Here is a 23443-nt window from a genome sequence, read left to right on the forward strand (position 1 = left end):
AGCTGGAATTAGACAGATGAGACATATGAAACCGGTACGAGTGATCGCCGTGACCAGCGGCAAAGGTGGCGTGGGTAAAACCAATCTTTCCGTGAACATCGGCGTGGCGCTGGCCAAAATCGGCCGGCGGGTGGCGATACTCGACGCCGATATGGGTTTGGCCAACGTCGACATCTTGTTGGGCTTGTTTCCTGAGTTCAACTTGTCGCACGTGCTGAACGGCGAGAAATCCCTGAAAGAGATCATGATGACCGGTCCGGCCGGGCTGAAAATTATTCCGGCGTCTTCCGGCGTGCAACGCATGTCCGATCTGTCCAGCGTGGAGCAGGCCGGCGTGATTCGGGCCTTCAGCGAGATCGACAGAGAGCTGGATGTCTTGATCGTCGATACCGCGGCCGGGATTTCGGCCAGCGTGGTCAACTTCGCCCGCGCCTGCCAGGAGATCATCGTCGTGGTTTGCGACGAACCGACGTCATTGGCCGATGCCTATGCTTACATCAAATTATTGAACCGAGATTACGGTTTAAACAGTTTTCACATCATTACCAACATGGTGCAGTCGGCCGAGCACGGCCAAGCCTTGTTTAACAAGTTGAGTAAGGTGACCGACCGCTACCTGGACGTGGCTTTGCAATTTGTCGGTGCGGTGCCGCAAGACGAATATTTGAAAAAATCGGTGCAAAAACAAGTGCCGGTGGTGGAAGCGTTTCCGCAAAGCAAAGCCGCATTGGCCATCAAAAATTTGGCCAGAAAAATCGACCATTGGCCGATCAAGCCGAAAGCCGGCGGCTACCTGGAGTTTTTTGTCGAGCGTATGATCCAGTACAGCGTTAAAGAGGACGTTGCATGAGCGGAGCGGCAATGTATGCGGCCGTGCAGGCCGCAAATGTTGACGCTTTGGTGGTGCAACACACGCCGCTGGTAAAACGCATTGCCTACCACTTAATGGGCCGCTTGCCGGACACGGTGCAGCTCGACGATTTGATCCAATCCGGCATGTTGGGATTGCTGGAAGCCTTAAAACACTACGACGCCGGCCAGGGGGCCAGCTTCGAAACTTATGCCGGCATACGGATTCGCGGCGCGATGTTGGACGAACTGAGGCGTTCGGATTGGACGCCGCGCTCGGTGCATAAAAAGGCGCGAATGGTGGCCGACGCGATCCGCGAGGTCGAGAACCGTTTGGGGCGGGATGCCAAAGACGCCGAAGTTGCCAAGCACATGGGCATAGACTTGGGCGAGTACCATCAGATTTTGCAGGATGCGGTGTCTTGCAAAACCTTTAGCGTCGAAGAATTGATTCAGGGTGAAGACAGCATCATCGACGATGTGCAAGGCCATCATCAACCCGACGAATTGCTGCTGCAGCAGAATTTTCATAAGGCTCTGGCAAATGCGATTGCGGAACTGCCGGAGCGCGAGCGGTTGGTGATCTCGCTTTATTACGACGAAGAGCTAAATTTACGCGAGATCGGCAAGGTGCTCGAGGTCAGCGAATCGAGAGTCAGCCAAATCTGCAGCCAAGCCATGTTGCGCCTGCGTGCCAGGCTTGCGGATTGGGTGGAACGGAAAGATAATGAAAAGTGCAGCTAAATTGCGGTTATTTCAGGGTTTTTTTGCGATTTTCGGCAATTGCAAGCTTGTTTCTTAATAAATTATGTGACCTGGGTGGAGATTTTCCTTGGATAAAAATATGCGCATTCTGATTGTCGACGACTTTTCGACAATGCGGAGAATAGTAAAAAACTTGTTAAAAGATCTTGGCTTTACCAATACGGTGGAAGCGGACGACGGTAAAACCGCACTACCGATATTGGAAAAAGGCGGCATCGATTTTCTAATCACGGATTGGAACATGCCCGGCATGACCGGCATCGATTTGCTGAAGGCGGTGAGGTCGACGCCGAGTCTGGCCAACCTGCCGGTGCTGATGGTAACGGCCGAAGCCAAGCGCGAACAGATCATCATGGCCGCGCAAGCCGGCGTAAACGGTTATGTGATCAAGCCGTTTACCGCTGCGACGTTGAAAGAAAAGATCGAAAAGATCTTCGAACGTATCGACGGTTAACTGCCAGGAAGCGCACTATGAATAATGACCTGTTGAGTTTGGCCCGGGAATTGGTTACGGCTTTGGAAAAAGGCGACGAAGCGGTTGCCGATGAGATACTCGATCAAGTTGCCGGAGTCAGGGAGACGCAGTTGTTCAAGGAAGTCGGTCGGTTGACTCGGCAACTGCACGACACTATGGTGAGTTTCTCGGTGGATTCGAAAATTACCGCGATGGCCGAGCACGAGATACCGGATGCCAAGGAACGCTTGCATTACGTGATTGCGATGACCGAACAGGCCGCCAACCAGACCTTGACCGCGGTGGAAGATTTACTGCCGGTTTCCGACGAGTTGAGCGCCCAAGTCAATCAATTGGCGGGGCAATGGAACCGGTTTCTGGACCGGGAAATGCCGTTCGACGAGTTCAAAGCCATGAGCGCCGATTTAAGCCAGTATTTCAACCAGTCGCGGCAAGCGATGGACAAAATCCAGGCGGGCTTGAACGATATTTTGATGGCGCAAGGCTTTCAAGACATCACCGGGCAAATCATTCGCCGCGTCATCGATTTGGTTCAGGATCTGGAAACCAGCATGGTCAATCTGATCAAAATCTCCAGCCGTAAAGTCGGGCCCAGTACGCAAACCGCCGACGCCCACCACGAGTTGCCGGGGCCGGTGGTGCCCGGAGTCGACGATAGGGAGGGCGATGTCGCGACGAGCCAGGTCGATGTCGACGATTTATTGTCTAGTCTAGGTTTTTGAGGAAAAGCGTCATGGCGATCGATCTGGACGATGAAATTTTGCAGGATTTTCTGGTTGAGGCCGGAGAAATTCTGGATTCGCTGGGCGAGCAGTTGGTCGAGCTGGAGCAGTCGCCTGGCGATCTGGATTTACTGAATGCGATTTTTCGCGGCTTCCACACGATTAAAGGCGGTGCCGGATTTTTAGCGATCAGCGAACTGGTCGACGTCTGCCACAGTGCCGAAGACGTGTTCAACGTGTTACGCCAAGGCGATCGCCAAGTCACGCCGGATCTGATGGACGTGATTCTGCAAGTAGTCGATATCGTTAACGAAATGTTCGGCCAGGTTCGCTCCGGAAACGCACCCAGGCCAGCCGACAAAGGCCTGCTGACCCGTTTGAAAGCTTACGCCGAACCCGCCGGAGCCGCGGTTGAAGTCGAGGCGGCTGAAGTCGAAAACACCGAAATACCTGCTGAACCCGTGCAACCGATTGCCGCACAAAGTTCGGCGATGCAGGATTTCGACGCCATGCTCGACCCGGAAGAGCTGCTGGCCGGCGACGAGTCGGCGGCGGATTCCGACGAAATCACCGAACAGGAATTTGAGGATTTGTTGGATGCTCTGCACGGCAAAGGCGGGGCGCCAACGGCGAAAAGCCAAGCGCCAGCATCCGCTCCAGCCCCAGCCGACGACGAGATAACCGAGGAGGAATTCGAAAACCTGCTCGACGAATTGCACGGCAAGGGTAAGTTCAAGGCGCCGGCTGTAGCACCCGCGCAGGGCGAACCAGCGGCGGTCCCGGCCGATTCCGGCGACATCAGCGAAGAAGAATTCGACCAGATTCTCGATGCGTTGCACGGCAAGGGCAAATTCGATGCGACCAACCTGCAAAACATCGATCCATCCTCGATCCCGGAACTGCAAATCGATAAGCCCAAAGTCGAGCCGCCGCCGGAACCGGTTGTGGCCAAGCCGGTGGTTCGCGCCAAGCCCGAGCCGGTTGCCGCCGCTATGTCTGCCGACGACTCAGAAAAGGCCGCGAACAAGGCTACTGCGATGGATCCGGGTCTGGACAAATCGAAGGCGGCACCGCAAGCGGATACCACCGTGCGGGTCGATACCCAGATTTTGGACGACATCATGAACATGGTCGGCGAGTTGGTGCTGGTGCGTAATCGGTTCCAGACGCTGAAGGCCAATGCCGAGGCCGGCGAGCAGTTGTCCAAAGCCATCTCCAATCTCGACGTAGTCACGGCCGATTTGCAATTGGCGGTGATGAAAACCCGGATGCAGCCGATCAAAAAAGTCTTCGGCCGGTTTCCGCGCGTCGTGCGCGACCTAGCACGCAGCCTGAAAAAAGAGATTCGGTTGGAACTAGTCGGAGAAGAAACCGATTTGGACAAAAACTTGGTCGAAGCCTTGGCCGACCCCTTGGTGCATTTGGTCAGGAACGCTGTCGACCACGGCATCGAGTCGCCGGACGAGCGCGAGGCCAAAGGCAAGCCGCGCGAAGGCGTCGTGGTTTTGAAAGCCTCGCAGGAAGGCGACCATATCCAGTTGTCGATTAAGGACGACGGCAAGGGTATGAATCCGGACCTGCTGCGAGCGAAAGTCGTCGAAAAAGGCCTAATGGATGAAGAAAGCGCCGCGCGTTTGGACGATAAGGAGTGTTACAACCTGATTTTTTTACCCGGCTTTTCCACCAAGAGCGAAATATCGGATGTGTCCGGCCGCGGCGTCGGCATGGATGTGGTCAAAACCCGGATTGCGCAAATGAACGGCGTCGTCGAAATCGATTCGGTGGAAGGCAAGGGCAGTACCATTATCATTAAGGTGCCGTTGACGTTGGCGATTATGCCGACCTTGATGGTTAAGCTGCGCGGCCAGGCTTTCGCTTTGCCTTTGGCCAGCGTGCTGGAAATTCTCGATTTGGATTTGAGCAAAACCAACAAGGTCGATGGCCAGTTGGTGGTTATGGTCAGGAATAAAGCTTTGCCTTTGTTCTATCTCAGCGAATGGTTGGTCAAGGATTATTACTCCAGCAGCGACACCCAGGCTACCAGCCATGTCGTGGTGGTCAATGCCGGTGGCCGCCATGTCGGGTTCGTGGTCGATCAGTTGATTGGCCAGGAAGAGGTGGTGATCAAGGCATTGGGTGCGAAATTGCACGGTTTGGAAGGCCTGGCCGGGGCAACGATCACCGGCGACGGTAAAATCGCGCTGATTTTGGATGTGCCGGGCTTGATGAAGAAGTACGCGGTTTGATCTGGCGATATGACCATTCGGGTATTGGTAGTCGATGATTCCCATTTCATCTGCCACAGAGTTACCGAAATTCTGGAAGAAGACCAAGAGTTCAAAGTAGTCGGCGTGGCCCATGACGGGCGGCAGGCGGTTGAAATGGCTGCGGCGCTGCAGCCGGACGTGATCACGATGGATGTGGAGATGCCGGTGATGGACGGTATCTCCGCCGTCAAACGCATCATGAGTACCCGGCCGGTGCCGATTTTGATGTTTTCGGCCATGACCCAGGTTGGTGCCCGCGCCACGTTCGATGCGTTGAGTGCAGGCGCCATCGATTTTCTGCCGAAGCAAATGGAAGATATCGATGCCAATCGGGAAACCGCCCGTTACCTGTTGCGTTACCGGGTCAGAATGGTGGCGGGACAGGCGGCAAAAGTGGCCGCGGCCGGAACGCTTGGCGATGCCGGCCTGAGGCGTAGCGGCGGATTTGCAGCCCATATCGGCGCAGCGGCGGTTGCCAAGGAGCGGGTGTTGCCGGCCAAGCCGAGTCAAGCCGATCCGGGCAAAATCGATCTGTTGGCTGTGGCGGCTTCCACCGGCGGGCCGGTAGCCATGCAATATGTGTTGAGCCGAGTTCCGGCTGGTTGTTCGATGCCGATATTGCTGATACAGCACATGCCGCCGAATTTCACCAAAAGCTTTGCCGAGCGGCTGAATTCGCTGTGCAGTATCGAAGTCCGGGAAGCGCAGGACGGCGATATCCTGCAACCCGGTGTGGCACTGTTAAGTCCGGGAGCCGTGCAAATGCAGCTCAAACAAACGCCGGGTTCCCGCCAAATCGCGTTACGCCCCAAACAAGCCGGCGAAATCTATAGTCCCAGCGTCGATATCACATTCAGTTCGTTGGCCGACAATTTCAACGGCCGGGTACTTGCTGTGGTGCTGACCGGCATGGGGGCGGACGGTAAGCTCGGCGCGATGAAATTGCGCCAGCGCGGCGCGCAGATTTGGGCGCAGGACGAAGCCAGCAGCACGATTTACGGCATGCCGAAAGCGATTGCCGAGGCCGGCTTGGCCGATCATGTTTATTCTCTGGACGAGATTGCGAACCAATTTAACAAACTGCACTGATGGATATTCTTAGCGTTCTGGGGGTTTTGATCGGGTTTGCCGCAATTATCGGCGGTAACCTGATGGGCGGCGGCGAGATCGGTGCTCTGGTCAATTTTCACGCCTTCGTCATCGTGGTGGGCGGTACTTTGGGCGCAACCTTGCTGCAATTTCCGCCTAAAGTGTTTCTGCGCAGCATGCGTATTTTGGCTTGGATTTTTATGCCGCAAAACCTGCAGTTGAAAAAACAGATCGATAAGATCGTACGTTGGAGCACGCTGGCCCGCAAAGAAGGTTTGCTCGGTTTGGAAACCGTCATCGATAGCGAAAAAGACACGTTCGCCAAAAAGGGTTTGCAACTTCTGGTGGACGGCAACGAGCCGGAAGTGATTCGGGATTGTTTGGAAGTGGAGTTGACCACCAAGGAGCACTTGGATAACCAGGCGGCCCGCGTGTTCGAGGCCATGGGCGGTTACGCGCCGACCATCGGCATCATCGGCGCGGTGATCGGTTTGATACATGTGATGCAGAATTTGGCCAAACCCGAGCTATTGGGCAGCGGCATCGCTACCGCATTTGTGGCGACGATCTACGGCGTCGGCCTGGCCAATTTGCTGTTCATCCCAATCGCCAATAAACTGAAAAGCCTGATTTTCGAAGTCTCGCAGGCGCGGGAGATGGTGATCGAGGGGATTTCTTCGATTGCCGAAGGTGAAAACCCGCGTAACATCGAGCTGAAATTATCCGGCTTTTTGATAGAAAAGTAGGGAATTGGCAATGAGCCGACGCAAACGCGTTAAATCGCCGCTACCGACTGACAACCATGACCGTTGGATGGTGTCGTATGCCGATTTTGTCACGTTGTTGTTCGCGTTTTTCGTCGTGATGTATTCGATTTCGTCGGTGAATAAAGGCAAATACGAGACTTTTTCCGAATCGCTGGATCAGGCGCTGTTTCACAACGAAAAAGTGGAGAAGGAGGCGGAGCCGATCCAAATCGGTACCATTCCTACCGCAATACAGCCAATCGAGTTGCCGAATCTGGCGACGGCCGAAGAACGGGAGCTCAGCGAAGAAATTCTGCAGGAAAAACAGCGGTTGAGCGAGGTTTCCGAACAATTTCAGGGCGCGTTGCAGCCCTTCGTCGAGAGCAAACTGGTCGGTATTAAAAAGCACGATTTTTGGGTCGAACTGGAGATGAACAGCGAATTGCTGTTCGCCAGCGGCAAGGCGGAACTGTCGAGTAAAGCGCTCCCGGTGCTGGCAAAAGTCGCGGAAGTGGTGCGCGACGTGCCGAATGTGATTAATGTCGAGGGCTATACCGACAATGTGCCGATTTCCAGCGGCATGTACCCGTCGAATTGGGATTTGTCTTCCGCACGCGCAACGAGTGTGGTCAAGGAATTGGTGAAGAACAATATTCCGGCCACGCGTTTATCGGCGGTGGGCTATGGAGAATTCCATCCAGTTGCCGATAACAAAGACGAAGAAGGGCGCTTCAAAAACCGGCGGGTGGTACTGGTTTTGATGTCGCAAGCATTTGCCAGGTACGGCATGACCGACGATGAACGAGCCAAGGCGTTGAATTTGGCGCCAAAATCCGAACCCTCGCCGAACCCCGAGCCCATTACCGAAAACGCGCCGGCAGCACCGGCACAGTGATTATGAAGATCTGGTCTGTTTCCAATCAAAAAGGCGGCGTCGGAAAAACCACTACCGTGGTGACTCTGGGAGGTTTGCTGTCCTCTTGGGGGTTCAGAACCTTATTGGTAGATTTGGACCCCCACGGTTCGTTGAGCAGTTATTTCGGCATCAACCCCGAGGAAGTCGAGTTGGGGGTTTACAATCTGTTTCTCGACGCCAGCGAAAAGAAGAAGAATATCGATCCGCAGGTCTATGTCGCCAAGACCCGCTTCGACGGTATCGACGTGTTACCGGCTGCTACCGCGATTGCCACGCTGGATCGGCAAGTGGCGGCAATCGGCGGGATGGGCCTGGTCATTTCGACCGCGCTGCACAAGATGGCGGACCGCTACGATTACGTGATTATCGATAGCCCGCCAATGTTGGGGGTGCTGATGATCAATGCTTTGGCGGCCTGCGACCATCTGCTGATTCCGGTGCTGGCTGAATTTCTGGCGCTCAAAGGTTTGGACCGGATGGTGCATACCATCAAGATGGTGTTTCATTCGCGCAAGACGCCGCCCAAATTCACCATAGTGCCGACCATGTTCGACAAGCGGACCAAGGCCGCGCGCGATAGCCTGGCAGCTTTGTACCAGCAGTATCCGGACAATGCCTGGCGTTCGGTGATTCCGGTCGATACCAAAGTCAGGGATGCCAGCCAAGCCGGCGCGCCGCTGCCGCTGTTCGATAAAAATGCCCGGGCTAGCGAAGCCTATACCGAATTGTTGGAATTGTTATTGCTTGAGAAAAGCGGAGACAAAACCTTGGCGCCGCGTTCATGAAGCAAAAATCCCCTCCCGGTATCGTCAAACAACAACTGGCACTCGACGCATACCTGCAAACCTTGCTCGACGACGTACCCGATGCCGACGCGAGCGTCGAGGCGAAAGCGCCTTCATCCCCTGAAGCAAAGCCGGTAACTTTAGTTGCGCGGCAACCGGCCCCGATCGTTGCCGAGGTGTCGCCGCCGGTTTTGGAAGCAGAGTCGAAAGCTAGAAAAGCCCGAATCTCCAGTCCGGATACGGTGCTTGCCGCCGTTGAAAATCCGGCTAAACTTCAGGCATTGTCGGTGATGCCGGATTGGTCGCAATACGAGTTTCAAGCTTTATTTTTCAAAGTCGATCAATTGATCCTGGCAACGCCGTTGGTCGAACTGTCGCGAACCATCAAAATGGACCGCAAACCCAGCCAAATTCCCGGCCAGCCTTCATGGTTCCTGGGGTTGGTAGACGAACACGACAGCCGTATCGGCGTGCTGGATACCAGTCAGTTGATTTTCGGCAAAAGCCGTGTCCGGCAGGGTAAGTTCGAAGATTCGCCAGCCAGCCGTATTTTGATTACCCAGGATAAAAGATGGGGCTTGGTCTGCGACGAAATACTCTCCATCGGCAAAATCAAGCCGGACGGCGTGCGCTGGCGCACTGCCCGACAGAAAAAGCCGTGGTTGATCGGTACCGTAATAGACGAACTGACAGCAATTGTCGATGTAAAACAATTGGTGCCGCATCGAAAATAATTTATTAGCCTTTGGATAAGACGACATGAGTGAAGATAGAAAACAAGGCGATCCCGTCATGCAGTGGGTGACTTTTTGTCTGGGCGACGAAAAGTACGGTATCAACGTGATGCAGGTGCAGGAGGTGCTGCGGATTACCGAGATCGCGCCGGTGCCGGGAGCTCCGTCCTACGTGTTGGGAATTATCAATCTGCGCGGCAACGTGGTCACCGTCATCGATACCCGCAACCGTTTCGGTTTGCCGTCGAAAGAAACCGACGACGCGTCACGGGTGGTGATTATCGAAACCGACCGGCATATCATCGGCATTTTGGTGGACAGCGTCGCCGAAGTCGTGGAAATGCGCGCTTCGGAAATCGAAACCGCACCCAACGTCGGTAACGAGGAAAGCTCCAAATATATTCAAGGCGTGACCAGCCGCGATAACCAGTTGCTGATTCTGGTGGATTTGAATAAATTTCTCAGCGACGACGAAAAAGCTGAATTGGATATGTTTTAACACGAAGCAGCCGGCAGAAGGCGCGGCGGGCGGGAGGGCATATGATAGAAATCACGCCGATCACACCTTACCAGCCGGTCAATGCGCCTTTGAAAGTGGAACGGGAACAGCGCGACAAACGCAATCCGGAACAACGGCGGCCGCACGCGAAGCAGGACCGTAATCCAAATAATGCCAACCCGCAGCCGGCCGAACATATCGACGAAATAGTGTAATGACCGATTACTTAATTTGGGGTTTGGCGCTAGGCGAACTGTTCATATTGGCGGTTTTGCTGCGCCTGGTCGGTAGCAAAAAACGGCTGGAACGGGAACTCAAGGTGTTGGAAGAGCGCTTGCAGCGCAGCAACGAGGATTTGGCGGGTTTGTGTTCGGCGGCTGTCGCGGTGGACCGTCGGCTGGCGGCCAACGATAACCGGCTGAACACGATTGCCGACCGGGTCAACAGGCCGATTCAAGCCGCGGCGCCTCAGCCCCATCCAGTCCAGGACGACCCCGTTCCGGCCCAAGGTTACGAGGATGTCATCCAAAAAATTCGCCGCGGGGCCGATATAGACGAATTGGTCAGAGACTGCGGTTTGACCCGAGACGAAGCGCTATTGCTGATGCGTTTGCACGGTGGCGGCAAGCGCTGATATCTATACGTCGGGAGCCGACTCAGCGATGTACTGGCTAACTCCGCGTTGCGCAACCACAATCCGCGGATCGGCAACCCGTTCCAACAAGCGCCGGTAATTCTCGTCGTGTTGGCTTCTATCGTTATACGGGTGCCAAAGATGCAGTACCGGCGCGGCAAACCGGCCCTCCTTGCGTTTGCAACCGGAGTGGATCAAGCGAATTACCAGATCGGAATCTTCGTATCCCCAGCCTTCGAATAACTCGTCGAAGCCGTTCACGGCCAAAAAATCGGCTTGCCACAGCGCCAAGTTGCAAGTCATGGCGTTTTGCCACCGGCGCGGATTGAAGTAGCGCCATCTTTGCAGCGGCAAATAGATCAGCGGCAGCAAACGGTTCAGTTTCCGTTGTAGCCACAATCGCATAAAAAAACCAACAGATTGCCGGTGCAACGCAATGCCGCTGCTCAATACTTGTTCGGTGCCGCCCGCATTGAGCAGTAGGCGGTTGCCGGGCACGAAATAACCGGTTTCGGCCAGCAGCCTGTGGCGGGCGATAAAGCCCGGAAACGCGATGCAGTCGCCGTCCATGAACAGCAGATAGCCGCCGGCCGCCGCCGCAGCAGCCTTATTCCGAATGGTGCCGGCGCGAAAGCCTTTGTCTTCGTGCCAGATGTGCCGGATCGGTATCGGACTGGTTTTAATCTCTTGCTCGATTAGCCGGCGGGTGGCTTGCTCAGAGCCGTCGTCTGCAACGAGGATTTCGAAGTTTCGATCCAACTGGTCCTGCAGGCTACGCAAGCAGGCGAGCAGCGCCGGAGGCCGATTATAGGTAGTGACGATTACCGAAATCAGGTCAATGGTTTGCGGCATGGCCTTGCTTAATGCTGGTCGGGCGTCCATTTCAGGTTGGCGGTGGCGGCTTTTGCGTAGCGGTAAAATGTGCCTTCGAAGTTGCCCAGCGCCAGCACAAACCCGGCCCAGCCGTCGAGAAAGCCGAGTTTGAGAACGTAAATTCTAAAGAATGCCCAGACGCCGTGTAGCAGAGCGGTCGCCATGGTGGGGCGTTTGCCGGCGCGTTCCAGTTTGCGCGCGCCCAATGTCGAATAACGCTGCATTTTGTGCAGCAGTTGTTCCAGATTCAGAAACGGCACCTGGATGATGGCGGAATCGAAATAGCCAATTTTGCCGTTGACCGTAAACCCTTCGTGAACTTCGGCTTGGTCGTCGAACACCATGGCCTGCTTACGAAACAGTTGCGGTTGCCGGTAATCCGGATACCAGCCGCAATGTTCGATCCAGCGGCCCATGAACCAATTGCGGCGCGGCACATAATAAACATCTGCGTCGGGCGCTGACAAAATGCGTTCGATTTCGGCTTTGGCGTCGGGCGTGCAGCGTTCGTCGGCGTCCAGGCTAAACACCCAGTCGTGGCTACATGCGGCAATTGCATCGTTACGCAATTTACCGAAGGTGGTGAATGGAATTTGTCTTACTGTCGCCCCCAATTCGGCGGCGATTGTCGCGGTGCCGTCGCTGCTATTCGAGTCGAGCACCAACACTTCGTCCGCCCACAGCACGCTCTCGACTGCGGCGGCAATTTTGTCGGCCTCGTTATAGGCGATGATGTAGACGCTCAATTTCGGGCGAGGCCCGGTTCGAACGCAAGCGGCGGATGTTTCTGTCATAGCGCGGCCGGAAAGTTTCTATGAATGGGAGCTGTATAAGCTGATGGTTAAGCACTGGGCTGGATTGTTGACGGACTCAGCGCTATTGCCAATTGAAATCGCCGTTTTGCCGAATACCGTGCAAAGTCATGCCGTATTGCGCCAGTTCGCTGTCGTGCCATTGGTTGGCTTGGCGTAACCGGGCCATTTTTCGTAATTTTCGTTCCAGCCAGCTTTGTTGTAACAGACGGTAATTGTAGCGGTTGCCCAAGCCTTGTTTATCGGATAAACCGCGTTCTTGTTTCATCGCGGTTTGGGTCACCGATCCGTAATGGTGAAGCCAAGATGCGCCGGTCATGGCACAAGCAATGCCGGCTTTTTCAGCCTCGTGAAAAAACAGCGTGTCTTCGTAGCCGAGTAATTTGGGTACCGGCTGAAAATAGCCGATTTCATGCCACACCGAGTCGTGGATGGCTAAACAAACGGCATGCTTTCCGCCCAAACGCAGTGCCGTGGCCATTTTTAGCGAAGCATTGCCGGCAAACTCGTCGAAGTCGTAATCCAGTTTGCCTTCCACCAATGCCGGCGAAATGATTTTCAGCTGGTTCTGTTCAGCGGTTTCGATCAAATTTTCCAACCAATTGGCGCTGACCAGCACATCGTTGTTCATGACCACGGTCCATTCCGCCTGCAGCGCCAAAGCCCCCTGGTTCCAGGCGACGCCGCAGCCGAGGTTGGATTTGTTCAGAATTAAACCGCCGAGTCCCAAAGAGGCCAGATAGTCGCAAGTGCCGTCGCGGGAACCGTTATCCACCACAACCACCCGCTTTAAATCGACGCCGTGTCTGACCATGCTGTCGATGCATTGGCGCGTGTAATTGATTTGGTTGTAGCAGGCAAAAGTGATGGCGTATTGGTCTGATTTCATGTGTTTGGCCGGCAGGATATCAATCCCGCGATAGTTGGGTTTGGGCTGAAATGATCTGTGCTGAAATTCCGGCGATGACCAGTCCGTAAAATGAGCTTGTGTACTTAAATGTCAATACTTCGCTGCTGAGACTGCATAAAACCAGGCTGGTGATGTAGGCAAGGCCTAAACGGCAGGCATACTTCGACTTTTCCACGTCTCTGTTGCGCCAGCACACGGTTAGCGGAACCATGAACAAACCTATCACGGAGATGCCGCCCATGACGCCGGAGCGCAGCAAATTCGCCAATAGCTCATTGTGCGGGCCGTTATGCAGGATAGTTTCTCGGGCTTCGATACTGGCAAACGAACTTATCCAAGGGGCATCGAGGTAGAGCTTAAAATTGTGGTCGCCATATCCCTGTAATGGATTGTGTTTGAAAAGCTCCCAGCTAATTTGCCACATGGTCAGGCGTAAGCCCGCGGAGGTCTCGGTGTTACTGCCGTTAAGCCAAGAGCTGAGTTCGTAGATGCCGCTGAATACTCGGTCGAGCGTATAAGGCCTTACCAGGCAAATTAAAACGATGCCGGCCAAAATCAGCAAACCCAGATGTTTCAAAATTTTCGGCGGCAAATTTTTTCGGTTTAAAACTGCCCATAAAACCAGTAGCGGCGGGATCGCTATCCAGCTACCGCGCGTTCCGGAGCCGAGGATCAAGTAAATTCCGGCCAGGAATCCCGAAATCTGGTAAGCCAAGAATTTTAAATTGAGTTTGTCCGGTTCGGTTTCTATGCCGAACAAACAAAAAGCCGTCAAAACCAAGCTATAGGTGCCGAACTCTGTCGGGTCTACCGCCGGCGTGGCGAAACGGCCGATCCAACGTTCCAGTGTTTCCGGGTGCGAATAAACGACCGGAATTAAAATGAGTAACGCGATTGGTGCGGAAAACGCAACGATTTTAGAGAAGTTAAGTTTTATCTGAAGAAAATAAAATAATACCGGGATGCAAAGCAAGATCCGGGAAGGGCCGTCGTAGGGCTTAAAGGACCATTCCTGCCTTACGATTTGGCTAACGAGTATTGCTAACACCGGCAAGGCCATTGTGATAATCAGCGGCAAAGCCGAGGTTATCTGCTTTTGGGCGCGGGCACGAAGCCATGCGCATTTGAAAACCGTGAGCGCGGGAAGTAGCAGCAGGAAAACCGTAATATTGGTCCAACTTCGGACCGATAAATAACCGATGATACTGCTGGCCGTAACGAGAATAACCGGCCAGTCGAGCCAGGAAGTTTGGTCATTTTCGATAAATTGGTTTCGGGATATAGCCATTTTTCGCATCGGTCTTTGCGTTATGCGGTCAAGAACATTGCACGCTCGGAGCATCGTTACCGCTTCGATCGGGCATGTTGAGTGGGCTCTCTTCGCTGTAACGCATTTTTATAGGATGAAATTCAGTGGCTGAAATATTGAGCGGCCTGAGCATTACGCTTGCGTTTGTAAAAAATAGTCGGAGATCTGTTGTCGAAAAATTTTCGGTTCGTTTTTCAAATAATCCCGATAGTTGTCGAAAGCGCGGTAATGAGCGGCAAAATTGGCCAGTATGTCCGTGGCTAGCTGCGAAAATTCCGCTACAAACTCGGGCGCCGAGCTGTCCAATTTATAGCGCTTGAGAATAGGCAGGTCGATCTCGTTACCTGCGGAACCCAGAACGCCGGTGATTAGGCAGCAGCCGTGCATCGCCGCTTCCCTGGGCATTCGGTCGCGGCCGGGATGGTGGCCGAAGTCGATGTAGAGTTTCGCCGCATAGAGCTGTTGCGATAGTTGTTCGCGGTTTAGGCCCTTCAGCGGGACGAATTGCCACTGCGGATTCGCGGCAATCAGCTTTTCCGTCACCTTTTTGCCTTTGTTGGGGTTATACAGGATTATGTCTTGCTTGGTATTGGCGAATTCCAGGTGGTTATCGTTCAGAAAATCTTCGTTGATGGAGTCGATCAGCGGAACCGGTTCGATACCGCACTGCTTAAGATAATCGGTCGCGTGTTGGGTCTGCGAGAAATGGATCATATGCTTCAAGGATCTGGCGCCTCTTAATGGCCGTTTTCCCTGAATCACTCGTTTTATATAACGCACCTTATCGTGCAGCGGCCAGATATGGCGCCGTTCCAGAAAGTTTTCCAAAGACAGCCACCAGATGGCGGCTTTGGCATGGCGGACTTTATTGGCCAATTGCGGATACACCTCCGGAAAAATAATCAGATTCCCGGCCGCATCTTCGTAATCCGCTATCGGAGCCGTATACCGCAGGTAGGGCTCCGGGGTGTTTGCCGATTTACCGAACGGCAAATAGGTAATGTAGGCCGGCAATCCGAGCTTATTCATATGATCGACCAACTGGTGCAAGGCTTCCGGTCCGCCGGTCACCGCTCCCGCCGGGCATACGACTAATATTTTTTTAAATTTGGGCACTGTATTTTTTGTAGAGTCGAATTTTTAAGGGCAAATGTTACGCGGTCGGGCGGAAAGTTTATCTGATTGGTCGGCTAAATATAGCCAAGCCGGTAACGATACAGAATTGGCGTCTCGGAGCATAATTATCCCTGCCGTAAAACTTCGCCGATAGTCTCGATGACCAAGCTCGCCGGCAGCCGATCCAGGCATTCGCTGTGGCTATTCCGGTGCCGGTGGCAACCCTCCAATTGACAGGGGACGCAGTTGCGGTCCGAAAATCCCTGTAACAAATAAACGTTACCGATGCGTTTGCTGCCGACCGAAGCGAATGGGCTGGTTCGCCCGACATAGCGGCAAGGCCACGGCGCCCATTTTTTCGGATCGGTTGGCCCGTAAAGCGCGATGGTTTCGGTGCCGGTGGCGGCAGCGAGATGGGTAATTCCGGTATCCGGCCCGATAAATAAGGCCGCCTGTCCGATCACCGCCGCCAACTGAGCCAGGGACAGTTGGCCGGCCATGTTGGTTACGGGAAACGCCAACTGCCGTTCCAGCTCTCGTAAACTCTCCAGTTCGGCCGGCTGTCCGCTGCCGGTCAATACTAGTTGGTAACCCGACCGATTCAAAAATGACATCACACCAAGCCAGCCGTCGCGGTGCCACTGCTTATAGCGCCACTGCGGCATAATGTGCAGCACGACGTAGGGATTGGCCGGCATTTGCGCCGGCGGCGCTGCGCATTGCGGTGGCTTTAAGCGGTAACACGGTTCGATGTTCAATACGTCGCAGAAGCGTAAGTTTTCCAATACCGCATGATCGTAATCGACGCCGAAAACCAGTGACCGGTCCAATAGCCGATTTTTCCACCAGGCTTTGCCCGGATCGTCCGGCACAAAACCGATAGCCGTTTTGCCTGCGGTACGTGCGATCAAGGTGGGGCGGTCGCCGGCTTGGCTAGAGATCGCCAAATCGTAGCTGCGGCATATGCCGAATAGCAGTTTCAGAAATTGGCCCAAGCTGGGTTTGCTCGGCAACGGGATCAGTTTGCGGATGTCCGGGTTGCCTTCCAGCATGCCGGCGTTGGCGGCGGGCAGCAATACGTCGATTTCGGCATCGGCATAAGCTTGTTTCAAAGAGCTGATCAGCGGGGTTGCTAGCAAGGTGTCGCCCAAGTAACGCAAGGTGATTACTAAAATGCGTTTCGGATGTATATTGAGCGGCTTTTGGTTTTGCATTGAGCGCTGGTTGATCGGCATAAGCGCACATTTTAAAGGTAAATATATTGGACACGTTACAAAATTCGCAACGCACGATGACCGATGGTCAGGTTTACCGGCGCTTGCTGAAGTTCGTACTGCCGTACTGGCGCTTGTTTCTGCTGGTTGCGATCGGCTTTGCGATTTACGCCGGCACCGAACCGGCCGTGGTGATGATCATCCAGCGCATCATCGACAGTTTCGGCGCCCCGGACCGTTCGAGTATCCAATATCTGCCGCTGGCGTTTGTGGTGCTGTTTCTGGTGCGCGGCGTCGGTTCTTTTTTGGGTAACTACTATCTGGCAAGGATTTCCGGCAATCTGATTCATAAATTGCGCTGCGAAATTTTCAACCAATATACGCGCTTGTCGGTTCAGTATTTCGATAGCCACAATAGCGGCTATATGATTTCGCGGATTACCAATAACATAGGCGAAGTGACCCGGGCGACGTCCGATTCGATTCGCTCTTTCGTGCGCGAGGGCTTTACCGCGCTGGGCTTGTTGGCTTACCTGGCTTACACCAATTGGCAGTTGTCGCTGGTGTTTCTGGCGCTGGCACCGGTGGTAGCGACGATGGTGCGTTACGTCGGCAAGCGCTTGAAGCGCCTGAGCCGCAATATGCAGGACACCGTTGGCGATTTGACCCAGATTACGTCGGAAACCGTAGCGGGCAACCGCATCGTTAAAAGCTTTGTCGGCGAGGCCTACGAGCGCCAGCGCTTTAAAGCCGCCAGTCTGGAAAATCGGGCTCAGCACCGCAAGCTGATGATGACGATTTCGTTGAACAATCCGCTGATGCAATTGGTGATTTCCTTCGCGCTGGCCGGCATGATGTATCTGGCGCTGATCATGATGAAATCGTCCAGCCCCGGCGAATTCGTCGGCTTTTTCACTGCCGCGTTTTTGTTGCCGAAACCGATACGCCAATTAAGCGACGCCAACTCCGAAATATTGCGCGGCATCGCCGCAGCCGAGTCCTTGTTCGAGGTGTTGGACGAGCCGGCCGAGAAAGACGAGGGCGATTACCAAATCGACCGCTGCCGGGGCCGGATCGAGTTTCGCAATTTGAGTTTTTGGTATCCCGGTGCCGAAACGCCGGCATTGTGCGATATCAACTTAACGATAGAGCCCGGACAGACCGTGGCTTTGGTTGGCGCATCCGGCGGCGGCAAAAGCACCTTGATCAATTTGTTGCCGCGTTTCTACGATTATCTGGACGGCGAGATTTTGATCGACGGTGTCGAGCTGAAGCGTTACCGTCTGGAAAGTCTGCGCAGGCAGATTGCGTTGGTCACGCAACATGTGACGTTGTTCAACACCTCGGTCGCCAACAATATCGCCTATGGCGCATTGCTGGGCGCGGAGCGGAGCATGATCGAACAAGCGGCGGTCGATGCTTACGCGATGGATTTTATTGCCCGGATGCCGCAAGGTTTGGATACTGAGATCGGCGAGAACGGCGTCAAACTGTCCGGCGGCCAGCGCCAGCGATTGGCGCTGGCGCGGGCTTTATTGAAGGATGCGCCGATTCTGATTCTGGATGAAGCTACCTCGGCGCTGGATACCGAATCCGAGCGCTACATTCAGGCGGCGCTGAACCGGGTCATGCAGGGCCGGACCACGCTGGTAGTAGCGCACCGTTTGTCGACGATAGAGGGGGCCGATGTGATTTTGGTGATGGATAAGGGCCGCATCGTCGAGCAGGGTTCCCATGCCGAGTTGTTGGCGCGCGACGGCGCTTATGCAAAGCTGCATAAAATGCAGTTTCAGGATGTGAACCCCGTAGCACGCGGCGAAGGCTAGCAACTTAGGGGGCGCCGTAGCGATTCGGCGGCTCCGAATCGAGCCGTCAGAATTGCCGGGAATTTTTGCTATTGCGGAATACCAGCGGCTGTTCGTGATCGGCCATTGCCGTGGCACGGGCCGAGGCAATCGCCTCGTCTATTCGATGCCGTTCCGGTGACTTGCTGCAAACCGGATCGGTACTATACATGTCGCCGTTAAACAAATAGGCTTGGCAGCGGCAGCCGCCGAAATCCTTGTGTTTTTCGTCGCAGCTGCGGCAAGGTTCCTGCATCCACTCGGTGCCGCGGAAGAAATTGAAAGTTTTCGAGTCGTTCCAGATATCCTGAATGCTGTAATCCTTGACGTTGGGGCAATCCAGACCCGGCAATTCCCGCGCCGAATGACAAGGCAGCGCGGTGCCGTCCGGGGCGATGGTCAAAAAGGTGGTGCCCCAGCCGTTCATGCAGGCTTTCGGTCGGTCTTCGTAGTAATCCGGCACCACATAGTAAATCTTCATCTTGCCGGCCACTTTTTCCTTGTAGGCTTGGGCGATTTTCTCGGCTTCCTCGAATTGTTCCCGAGTAGGCAACAGCGCGTCGCGGTTGATGTGGGCCCAGCCGTAGTATTGGGTATTGGCCAATTCCAGATAGTCGGCGCCGAGGTTTTCGGCCATCTCCAGAATTTCCGGCATTTGATGGATGTTTTCGCGGTGGATCACCACGCACAACACCATCGGGTAGCCGTGTTTTTTGATTAATCTGGCAACTTCCTGTTTCTGTTGGTAAGTCTTGGTGCCGGCGATATGGTCGTTGAGTTCCTGGGTGCTGGCTTGGATGCTGATTTGGATGTGATCGAGGCCGGCTTGTTTTAATTCGATAATCTTCTCTTCCGTCAAGCCATATCCTGAGGTGATCAGATTCGAGTAATAACCCAGTTCGCGGGCATAGCGCACCAGTTCGACCAAGTCTTGCCGGGTCAGCGGTTCGCCGCCGGAAAAACCGAGCTGTACCGCGCCCATTTTACGCGCCTGGCTGAGTACCCGCTTCCAGTCGTCGGTGCTGAGTTCGTCCGGATATTTGGCGTAATCCAGCGGATTCGAGCAATACGGACATTGCAGCGGACACTTGTAGCTCAATTCCGCCAGCAACCAGCGCGGCGGCGTGATATTAGCCTTGTTTGATCCAGCCATTTTGCAAAGCGATGTTCAGGAAATTGTGGATGTCGTTGCTCAAGCCGGTGGCTGCGAATTTGGTTTCCAGTTCCTCGACGATTTGCGTCGAATTATGTTCACCGTCGCACAGCTTGAGGATTTCCGCCGAGCTTTGATTTAGCTCGACCATGCCCTCGGGATAGAGAATCACGTATTTTTGCTGGGCCTCTTCCCATTGCAGCCGGTGTAGTGGCGAGAATTGCAGGGTTTGATCGGGGTTAATGGTCATTGGGTTTTGCGTTTAGAAAAATTAGCGGTTCTACGCGGCTTCGATGTCTTCAAAAATTTCGGACATGGGTATTTGAATGCCCAGGCTAGTCAGTTTACAAGCCACTTCGCCGACATAGTCGTGCAGCAGCCAATCGTTGTCGGCGGTGCGGCGGAAGCATTCGACCCGGCGGGCTTCGATATCGACGATCAAATATTCCCTCAGCGATTCCAGCTTGCGGTAGGCGACGAACTTGCCGCCTCGGTCATAGTCTGCGGTTGAGTCGGATAACACTTCCAGGATCAAGCTTGGATTTGCAAGATATTGTTCTGCTTTACGATCATCGGGATGACAGGAAACCATGATGTCGGGATAAAAAAAAGCATCGGCACTTTCCACGCGCAATTTCATGTCGACCATGTAGGCTCTGCATGGAGTGCCCCGCAGACGTTGTTTCAAAGCGGAGTGAATGTTGCCGGACACCAGCACATGAGCTTGACGTGCCCCAGTCATGGCAAAAACTTCTCCAGCCACAAACTCGTGCTTCTCGGCTTGAGTTTCTTCCCAAGCCAGATAATCCTCGGCACTAAAACGAAGTCGCTCGGCGGTTTGCATGGTTATTGTTCGATGTTGAAATACGGCGGCATGTTGGCGACGTAAGCCAGATACATCGCATCGGCCATCGTCCACAGCACGTCGAGCTTGAATTTCAGGATGTCCAGCATGCGTTCCTGTTGTTCGCGGGTTTTGTACCAGTCCAGCGTCAGTTCCAACCCGTGCTCGACGTCGCGGCGGGCTTCGGTCAGGCGCTTTTTGAAATAGGCATAACCTTCTTTCTCGACCCAAGGATACACGTCCGGCCAGTTGTCCAGGCGCTGTTGATGGATTTTCGGCGCGAACAGTTCCGTCAGCGACGAGCTGGCGGCTTCGTGCCATTCGGCGCGACGGGCGAAGTTGACGTAGGCGTCCACGGCAAAACGCACGCCGGGCAGCACGTGTTTCAACGAAGTAATCTCTTCGCGGCTCAAGCCAACCGCGATACCCAGCTGTATCCACGCTTCGATGCCGCCAGTATCCCCCGGGTGGCCGTCGTGATCCAAAATGCGCTGCACCCACTTGGCGCGGGTCTCGCGGTCCGGACAATTGGCCATGATGTTGGCGTCCTTGATCGGAATCATGACTTGATAATAAAAGCGGTTGGCGACCCAGCCCTGCAATTGCTGCTTGGTCAACTTGCCTTCGTTCATCAGTACATGCATCGGATGATGGATGTGGTAGTACTTTTCCATGCCGCGCAATTTGGCTTCGAATTCTTCGCGGCTCCAGGGTTGGTTGTCAGCAGTCATGTAACACCTTTGTTATAAGTCGATTTCCAAACCGTCGTAAGCCACTTCGATACCGTTGGCATCCAGGGTCTTACGCTCCGGCGAATCTTCGTCGAGAATCGGGTTGGTGTTATTGATATGAATCAAAATCTTACGGGCCTTGGGCACGCCGTTTAGCACTTCTATCATGCCGCCGGGGCCGGATTGCGGCAAGTGGCCGATCTCGCGGGCGCGTTTGTGGCTGATGCCGCGCGTCACCATTTCATCGTCGGTCCAGAAGGTGCCGTCCACCATCAGGCAATCAACCGTTTGCATGGCCTTAAAAACATGCGGTTCGATCTCGCCCAGGCCTGGCGAGTAATACAGTTTTTTGCCGGTGGAAATTTGCTCGACGATGACGCCGATATTGTCGCCGTCGTGCGGATCGTGGCGGTGCGGCGAATAGGGCGGCGCCTTGCTTTTCAAGGCATGGGCGTAAATGCGAATGTCGTCTATGCCGGGAATCTCGAACGGCGTTTCGTCGCAGGCGATCGAATGGTGGTTGACCGTGCAGTAATCTTTCAGCATGGTGAACAGCGGGAAGCCGCTGCTCAGATCTTGCTTGACCATTTCGGTGCAATACACTTCCAAAGGCTTGCCTTCGCGCAGCATCAGCATGCCGGTGGTGTGATCGATTTGGCTGTCGATTAACAAAACAGCTTTGATGCCGGTGTCGCGGATGCCGGTTTTGGGCTGGATGGCCGGAAAGGCTTCCAATTGTGCGCGAATATCCGGCGAGGTGTTGAACAGCAACCAGTTGCGTCCGTCGCTGCTGACGGCAATCGACGATTGGGTGCGAGCCTTGCCGTTGAACTCGCCTCTACGGTAACGGCCGCAATTGTCGCAATTGCAGTTCCATTGCGGAAAGCCGCCGCCGGCGCCGGCGCCGAGAACTCTGATTTTCATATCTGAATTGGATTGGTGAACGAGCGCCGCATGATACGGGATTGAAAAACGCCAGGCAAAAAAAAGGGGCAGGAATTTGCCCCTTTTTTGTGTTCAACCGTAATTATTAACGGTTGTAGATGTACATGGTAACTTCAAAACCGAAACGCATGTCGTTATAAGCAGGTGTTTCCCATTTCATTTGTATACCCTCCAGAGGTTTTGTTGTTGTGTGCGATAGCTTGATCGAGAAAGCTGCGCCGAAGTATACGATGAAGTTTTTCTTTGCGCAACAGAGCGGATTCACGATCATCAGCCTGTTTCGGAGCCGGTTGCGGCGGCGAAAGTTCCAGGTTTACTGAGCCATTTTTAGCGCAGTAAAAATCAAGACGAAGCCGAAGTAACGTTTCAGTCTGTCTGCCGGTAAACGGTGCGCCAACTTGGCCCCGATAGGGGCGGTGAATACGCTGGTCAACGCGATGCCGGCGAATGCTGGCAGGTATAGATAGCCGAAGTGGCCGTGCAACCAGTCGTTTTCACCCCATCCGAGGACGGCATAACTCGCCGCCGCGGAAAACGCGATCGGTACTGCACAAGCGCTCGACGTGGCAACTGCATTTTTGATGCCCATGCCGCTGCCGGCCAAATAGGGTACGGTCATCGTGCCACCGCCGATGCCCAAGATCGACGATAGCCCGCCGATCAAAAAGCCGGCGATATAGTCGAGACGGTATGCGCTGGTTTGCAACATGGGTTTGTTTTGTCTCGGCCATAACATTCCGCTGCCGGTGAAGAGCAAATAGGCGATGAAACACCAGCGCAGCACATCCGGGCTAATGTGGTCGGCTGCTACTGCGCCGCCGGCAGCCCCGGCCAACAGGCTCGGAGCCAAACGCGATACGCGTCGCCAGGCGATGTTGCCCAGTTGATGGTGGGTGTGTGCCGAAGCTGCTGACGTCAATAAGGCCGTCGCCAGGGACGTGGCGACGGCCGAAAGCATGATCTGTTCCGGGGCGAAATCCTGGGTTTGGAACAGCCAGACCAAGGCCGGCACGATAATGGTCCCGCCGCCGATACCGAATAATCCGGCGGCAAGGCCGGCGAGCAATCCGAGCAATAAGCTGGCGAAGAATATCTCAGTCATCAGGTTTTCGATCCACGTTGTTTAGGTTGCGGGCAGAGCCAAGCATTTGTTTTTTATTTGGCTTTGGCTGCGGGTTTGTTCCGGGCATTCGGCGGTTGGAATAAGGCGG

General features: G+C 54.4%; 27 protein-coding genes. 14 read left to right on the forward strand and 13 right to left on the reverse strand.

The window, feature by feature from the left end; translation table 11 throughout:
- Positions 1–16 precede the first annotated feature (16 nt).
- The 13 genes from MKFW12EY_RS02550 (at position 17) to MKFW12EY_RS02610 (ending at position 10481) form a co-directional block, all read left to right on the forward strand.
- On the forward strand, positions 17–850 hold the full coding sequence (locus MKFW12EY_RS02550) for a MinD/ParA family protein (protein ID WP_054760154.1): 834 nt from the start codon (positions 17–19) through the stop codon (positions 848–850).
- Positions 847–1593, forward strand: coding sequence for an RNA polymerase sigma factor FliA (locus MKFW12EY_RS02555; protein ID WP_054760153.1), 747 nt, complete (start codon positions 847–849; stop codon positions 1591–1593). The genes MKFW12EY_RS02550 and MKFW12EY_RS02555 overlap by 4 nt, the downstream gene beginning before the upstream one ends.
- Before the next feature lie 100 nt (positions 1594–1693).
- On the forward strand, positions 1694–2068 hold the full coding sequence (locus MKFW12EY_RS02560; RefSeq protein ID WP_064023334.1) for a chemotaxis response regulator CheY: 375 nt from the start codon (positions 1694–1696) through the stop codon (positions 2066–2068).
- Between the two features lie 17 nt (positions 2069–2085).
- On the forward strand, positions 2086–2811 hold the full coding sequence (locus tag MKFW12EY_RS02565) for a protein phosphatase CheZ (protein WP_054760149.1): 726 nt from the start codon (positions 2086–2088) through the stop codon (positions 2809–2811).
- An 11-nt stretch (positions 2812–2822) separates the two neighbouring features.
- Positions 2823–5057 (forward strand): chemotaxis protein CheA, encoded by a 2235-nt coding sequence (locus MKFW12EY_RS02570; protein ID WP_221053961.1) that lies wholly within the window; start codon positions 2823–2825, stop codon positions 5055–5057.
- Between the two features lie 9 nt (positions 5058–5066).
- Positions 5067–6167 (forward strand): protein-glutamate methylesterase/protein-glutamine glutaminase, encoded by a 1101-nt coding sequence (locus MKFW12EY_RS02575; RefSeq protein ID WP_054760146.1) that lies wholly within the window; start codon positions 5067–5069, stop codon positions 6165–6167.
- Entirely contained in the window at positions 6167–6913 is a 747-nt protein-coding gene (locus tag MKFW12EY_RS02580; protein ID WP_054760144.1) for a flagellar motor protein, read from the forward strand. Before MKFW12EY_RS02575 ends, MKFW12EY_RS02580 begins: the two co-directional genes overlap by 1 nt.
- 10 nt (positions 6914–6923) lie before the next feature.
- Positions 6924–7808, forward strand: a complete 885-nt coding sequence (gene motD / locus MKFW12EY_RS02585; RefSeq protein WP_054760143.1) for a flagellar motor protein MotD — start codon at positions 6924–6926, stop codon at positions 7806–7808.
- Positions 7809–7810: 2 nt separating this feature from the next.
- Entirely contained in the window at positions 7811–8614 is an 804-nt protein-coding gene (locus MKFW12EY_RS02590; protein WP_054760141.1) for a ParA family protein, read from the forward strand.
- Positions 8611–9348 (forward strand): chemotaxis protein CheW, encoded by a 738-nt coding sequence (locus MKFW12EY_RS02595; RefSeq protein WP_054760139.1) that lies wholly within the window; start codon positions 8611–8613, stop codon positions 9346–9348. The genes MKFW12EY_RS02590 and MKFW12EY_RS02595 overlap by 4 nt, the downstream gene beginning before the upstream one ends.
- Before the next feature lie 25 nt (positions 9349–9373).
- Positions 9374–9847 carry a chemotaxis protein CheW gene (locus tag MKFW12EY_RS02600; protein WP_054760137.1) on the forward strand — a complete coding sequence of 158 codons (474 nt, stop codon included), beginning with the start codon at positions 9374–9376 and terminating at the stop codon, positions 9845–9847.
- 41 nt (positions 9848–9888) lie between these two features.
- Positions 9889–10062, forward strand: a complete 174-nt coding sequence (locus MKFW12EY_RS02605; protein ID WP_157199257.1) for a hypothetical protein — start codon at positions 9889–9891, stop codon at positions 10060–10062.
- Positions 10062–10481, forward strand: coding sequence for a DUF2802 domain-containing protein (locus tag MKFW12EY_RS02610; RefSeq protein WP_054760136.1), 420 nt, complete (start codon positions 10062–10064; stop codon positions 10479–10481). Before MKFW12EY_RS02605 ends, MKFW12EY_RS02610 begins: the two co-directional genes overlap by 1 nt.
- A 3-nt stretch (positions 10482–10484) precedes the next feature.
- On the opposite strand, the gene MKFW12EY_RS02615 is transcribed toward MKFW12EY_RS02610, so the two are convergent.
- From MKFW12EY_RS02615 to MKFW12EY_RS02640, 6 genes are all read right to left on the reverse strand, one after another.
- Positions 10485–11333, reverse strand: coding sequence for a glycosyltransferase family 2 protein (locus MKFW12EY_RS02615; protein ID WP_082409715.1), 849 nt, complete (start codon positions 11331–11333; stop codon positions 10485–10487).
- Positions 11334–11341: 8 nt separating this feature from the next.
- A complete protein-coding gene (locus MKFW12EY_RS02620; RefSeq protein WP_054760134.1) occupies positions 11342–12148 on the reverse strand; it encodes a glycosyltransferase family 2 protein in 807 nt (268 codons plus the stop codon).
- 82 nt (positions 12149–12230) lie between these two features.
- A complete protein-coding gene (locus MKFW12EY_RS02625; protein WP_054760132.1) occupies positions 12231–13055 on the reverse strand; it encodes a glycosyltransferase family 2 protein in 825 nt (274 codons plus the stop codon).
- A gap of 19 nt (positions 13056–13074) precedes the next feature.
- Complete coding sequence (locus MKFW12EY_RS02630; RefSeq protein WP_221053962.1) at positions 13075–14364, reverse strand: O-antigen ligase family protein; 1290 nt, start codon at positions 14362–14364, stop codon at positions 13075–13077.
- Positions 14365–14517: 153 nt separating this feature from the next.
- The gene (locus MKFW12EY_RS02635; protein ID WP_082409714.1) at positions 14518–15456 is read right to left on the reverse strand and encodes a hypothetical protein; all 939 of its coding nucleotides are present in this window, start codon (positions 15454–15456) and stop codon (positions 14518–14520) included.
- Between the two features lie 170 nt (positions 15457–15626).
- Positions 15627–16715, reverse strand: a complete 1089-nt coding sequence (locus MKFW12EY_RS02640) for a glycosyltransferase family 9 protein (protein WP_245006419.1) — start codon at positions 16713–16715, stop codon at positions 15627–15629.
- Positions 16716–16792: 77 nt separating this feature from the next.
- Here MKFW12EY_RS02640 and msbA point away from each other — a divergent pair, with 77 nt between their 5' ends.
- The gene (msbA, locus tag MKFW12EY_RS02645) at positions 16793–18541 is read left to right on the forward strand and encodes a lipid A export permease/ATP-binding protein MsbA (protein ID WP_054760178.1); all 1749 of its coding nucleotides are present in this window, start codon (positions 16793–16795) and stop codon (positions 18539–18541) included.
- A gap of 46 nt (positions 18542–18587) precedes the next feature.
- On the opposite strand, the gene pqqE is transcribed toward msbA, so the two are convergent.
- The 7 genes from pqqE to MKFW12EY_RS02680 all read right to left on the reverse strand — a co-directional run bounded on the left by pqqE (position 18588) and on the right by MKFW12EY_RS02680 (position 23334).
- Positions 18588–19712, reverse strand: a complete 1125-nt coding sequence (gene pqqE / locus MKFW12EY_RS02650; RefSeq protein ID WP_054760125.1) for a pyrroloquinoline quinone biosynthesis protein PqqE — start codon at positions 19710–19712, stop codon at positions 18588–18590.
- Positions 19690–19962 (reverse strand): pyrroloquinoline quinone biosynthesis peptide chaperone PqqD, encoded by a 273-nt coding sequence (gene pqqD, locus MKFW12EY_RS02655; protein WP_221053964.1) that lies wholly within the window; start codon positions 19960–19962, stop codon positions 19690–19692. Before pqqD ends, pqqE begins: the two co-directional genes overlap by 23 nt.
- Positions 19963–19992: 30 nt before the next feature.
- A complete protein-coding gene (locus MKFW12EY_RS02660; protein WP_221053965.1) occupies positions 19993–20556 on the reverse strand; it encodes a Uma2 family endonuclease in 564 nt (187 codons plus the stop codon).
- 2 nt (positions 20557–20558) lie between these two features.
- The gene (gene pqqC / locus MKFW12EY_RS02665; protein ID WP_054760123.1) at positions 20559–21287 is read right to left on the reverse strand and encodes a pyrroloquinoline-quinone synthase PqqC; all 729 of its coding nucleotides are present in this window, start codon (positions 21285–21287) and stop codon (positions 20559–20561) included.
- A 12-nt stretch (positions 21288–21299) separates the two neighbouring features.
- Complete coding sequence (pqqB, locus tag MKFW12EY_RS02670; protein WP_054760121.1) at positions 21300–22211, reverse strand: pyrroloquinoline quinone biosynthesis protein PqqB; 912 nt, start codon at positions 22209–22211, stop codon at positions 21300–21302.
- A gap of 106 nt (positions 22212–22317) precedes the next feature.
- The gene (pqqA, locus tag MKFW12EY_RS02675; protein WP_054760176.1) at positions 22318–22392 is read right to left on the reverse strand and encodes a pyrroloquinoline quinone precursor peptide PqqA; all 75 of its coding nucleotides are present in this window, start codon (positions 22390–22392) and stop codon (positions 22318–22320) included.
- 153 nt (positions 22393–22545) lie between these two features.
- The gene (locus MKFW12EY_RS02680; RefSeq protein WP_221053966.1) at positions 22546–23334 is read right to left on the reverse strand and encodes a sulfite exporter TauE/SafE family protein; all 789 of its coding nucleotides are present in this window, start codon (positions 23332–23334) and stop codon (positions 22546–22548) included.
- Positions 23335–23443: the final 109 nt, after the last annotated feature.

This window comes from Methylomonas koyamae (genome assembly GCF_019669905.1).
In the GTDB taxonomy this organism is placed as follows: domain Bacteria; phylum Pseudomonadota; class Gammaproteobacteria; order Methylococcales; family Methylomonadaceae; genus Methylomonas; species Methylomonas koyamae.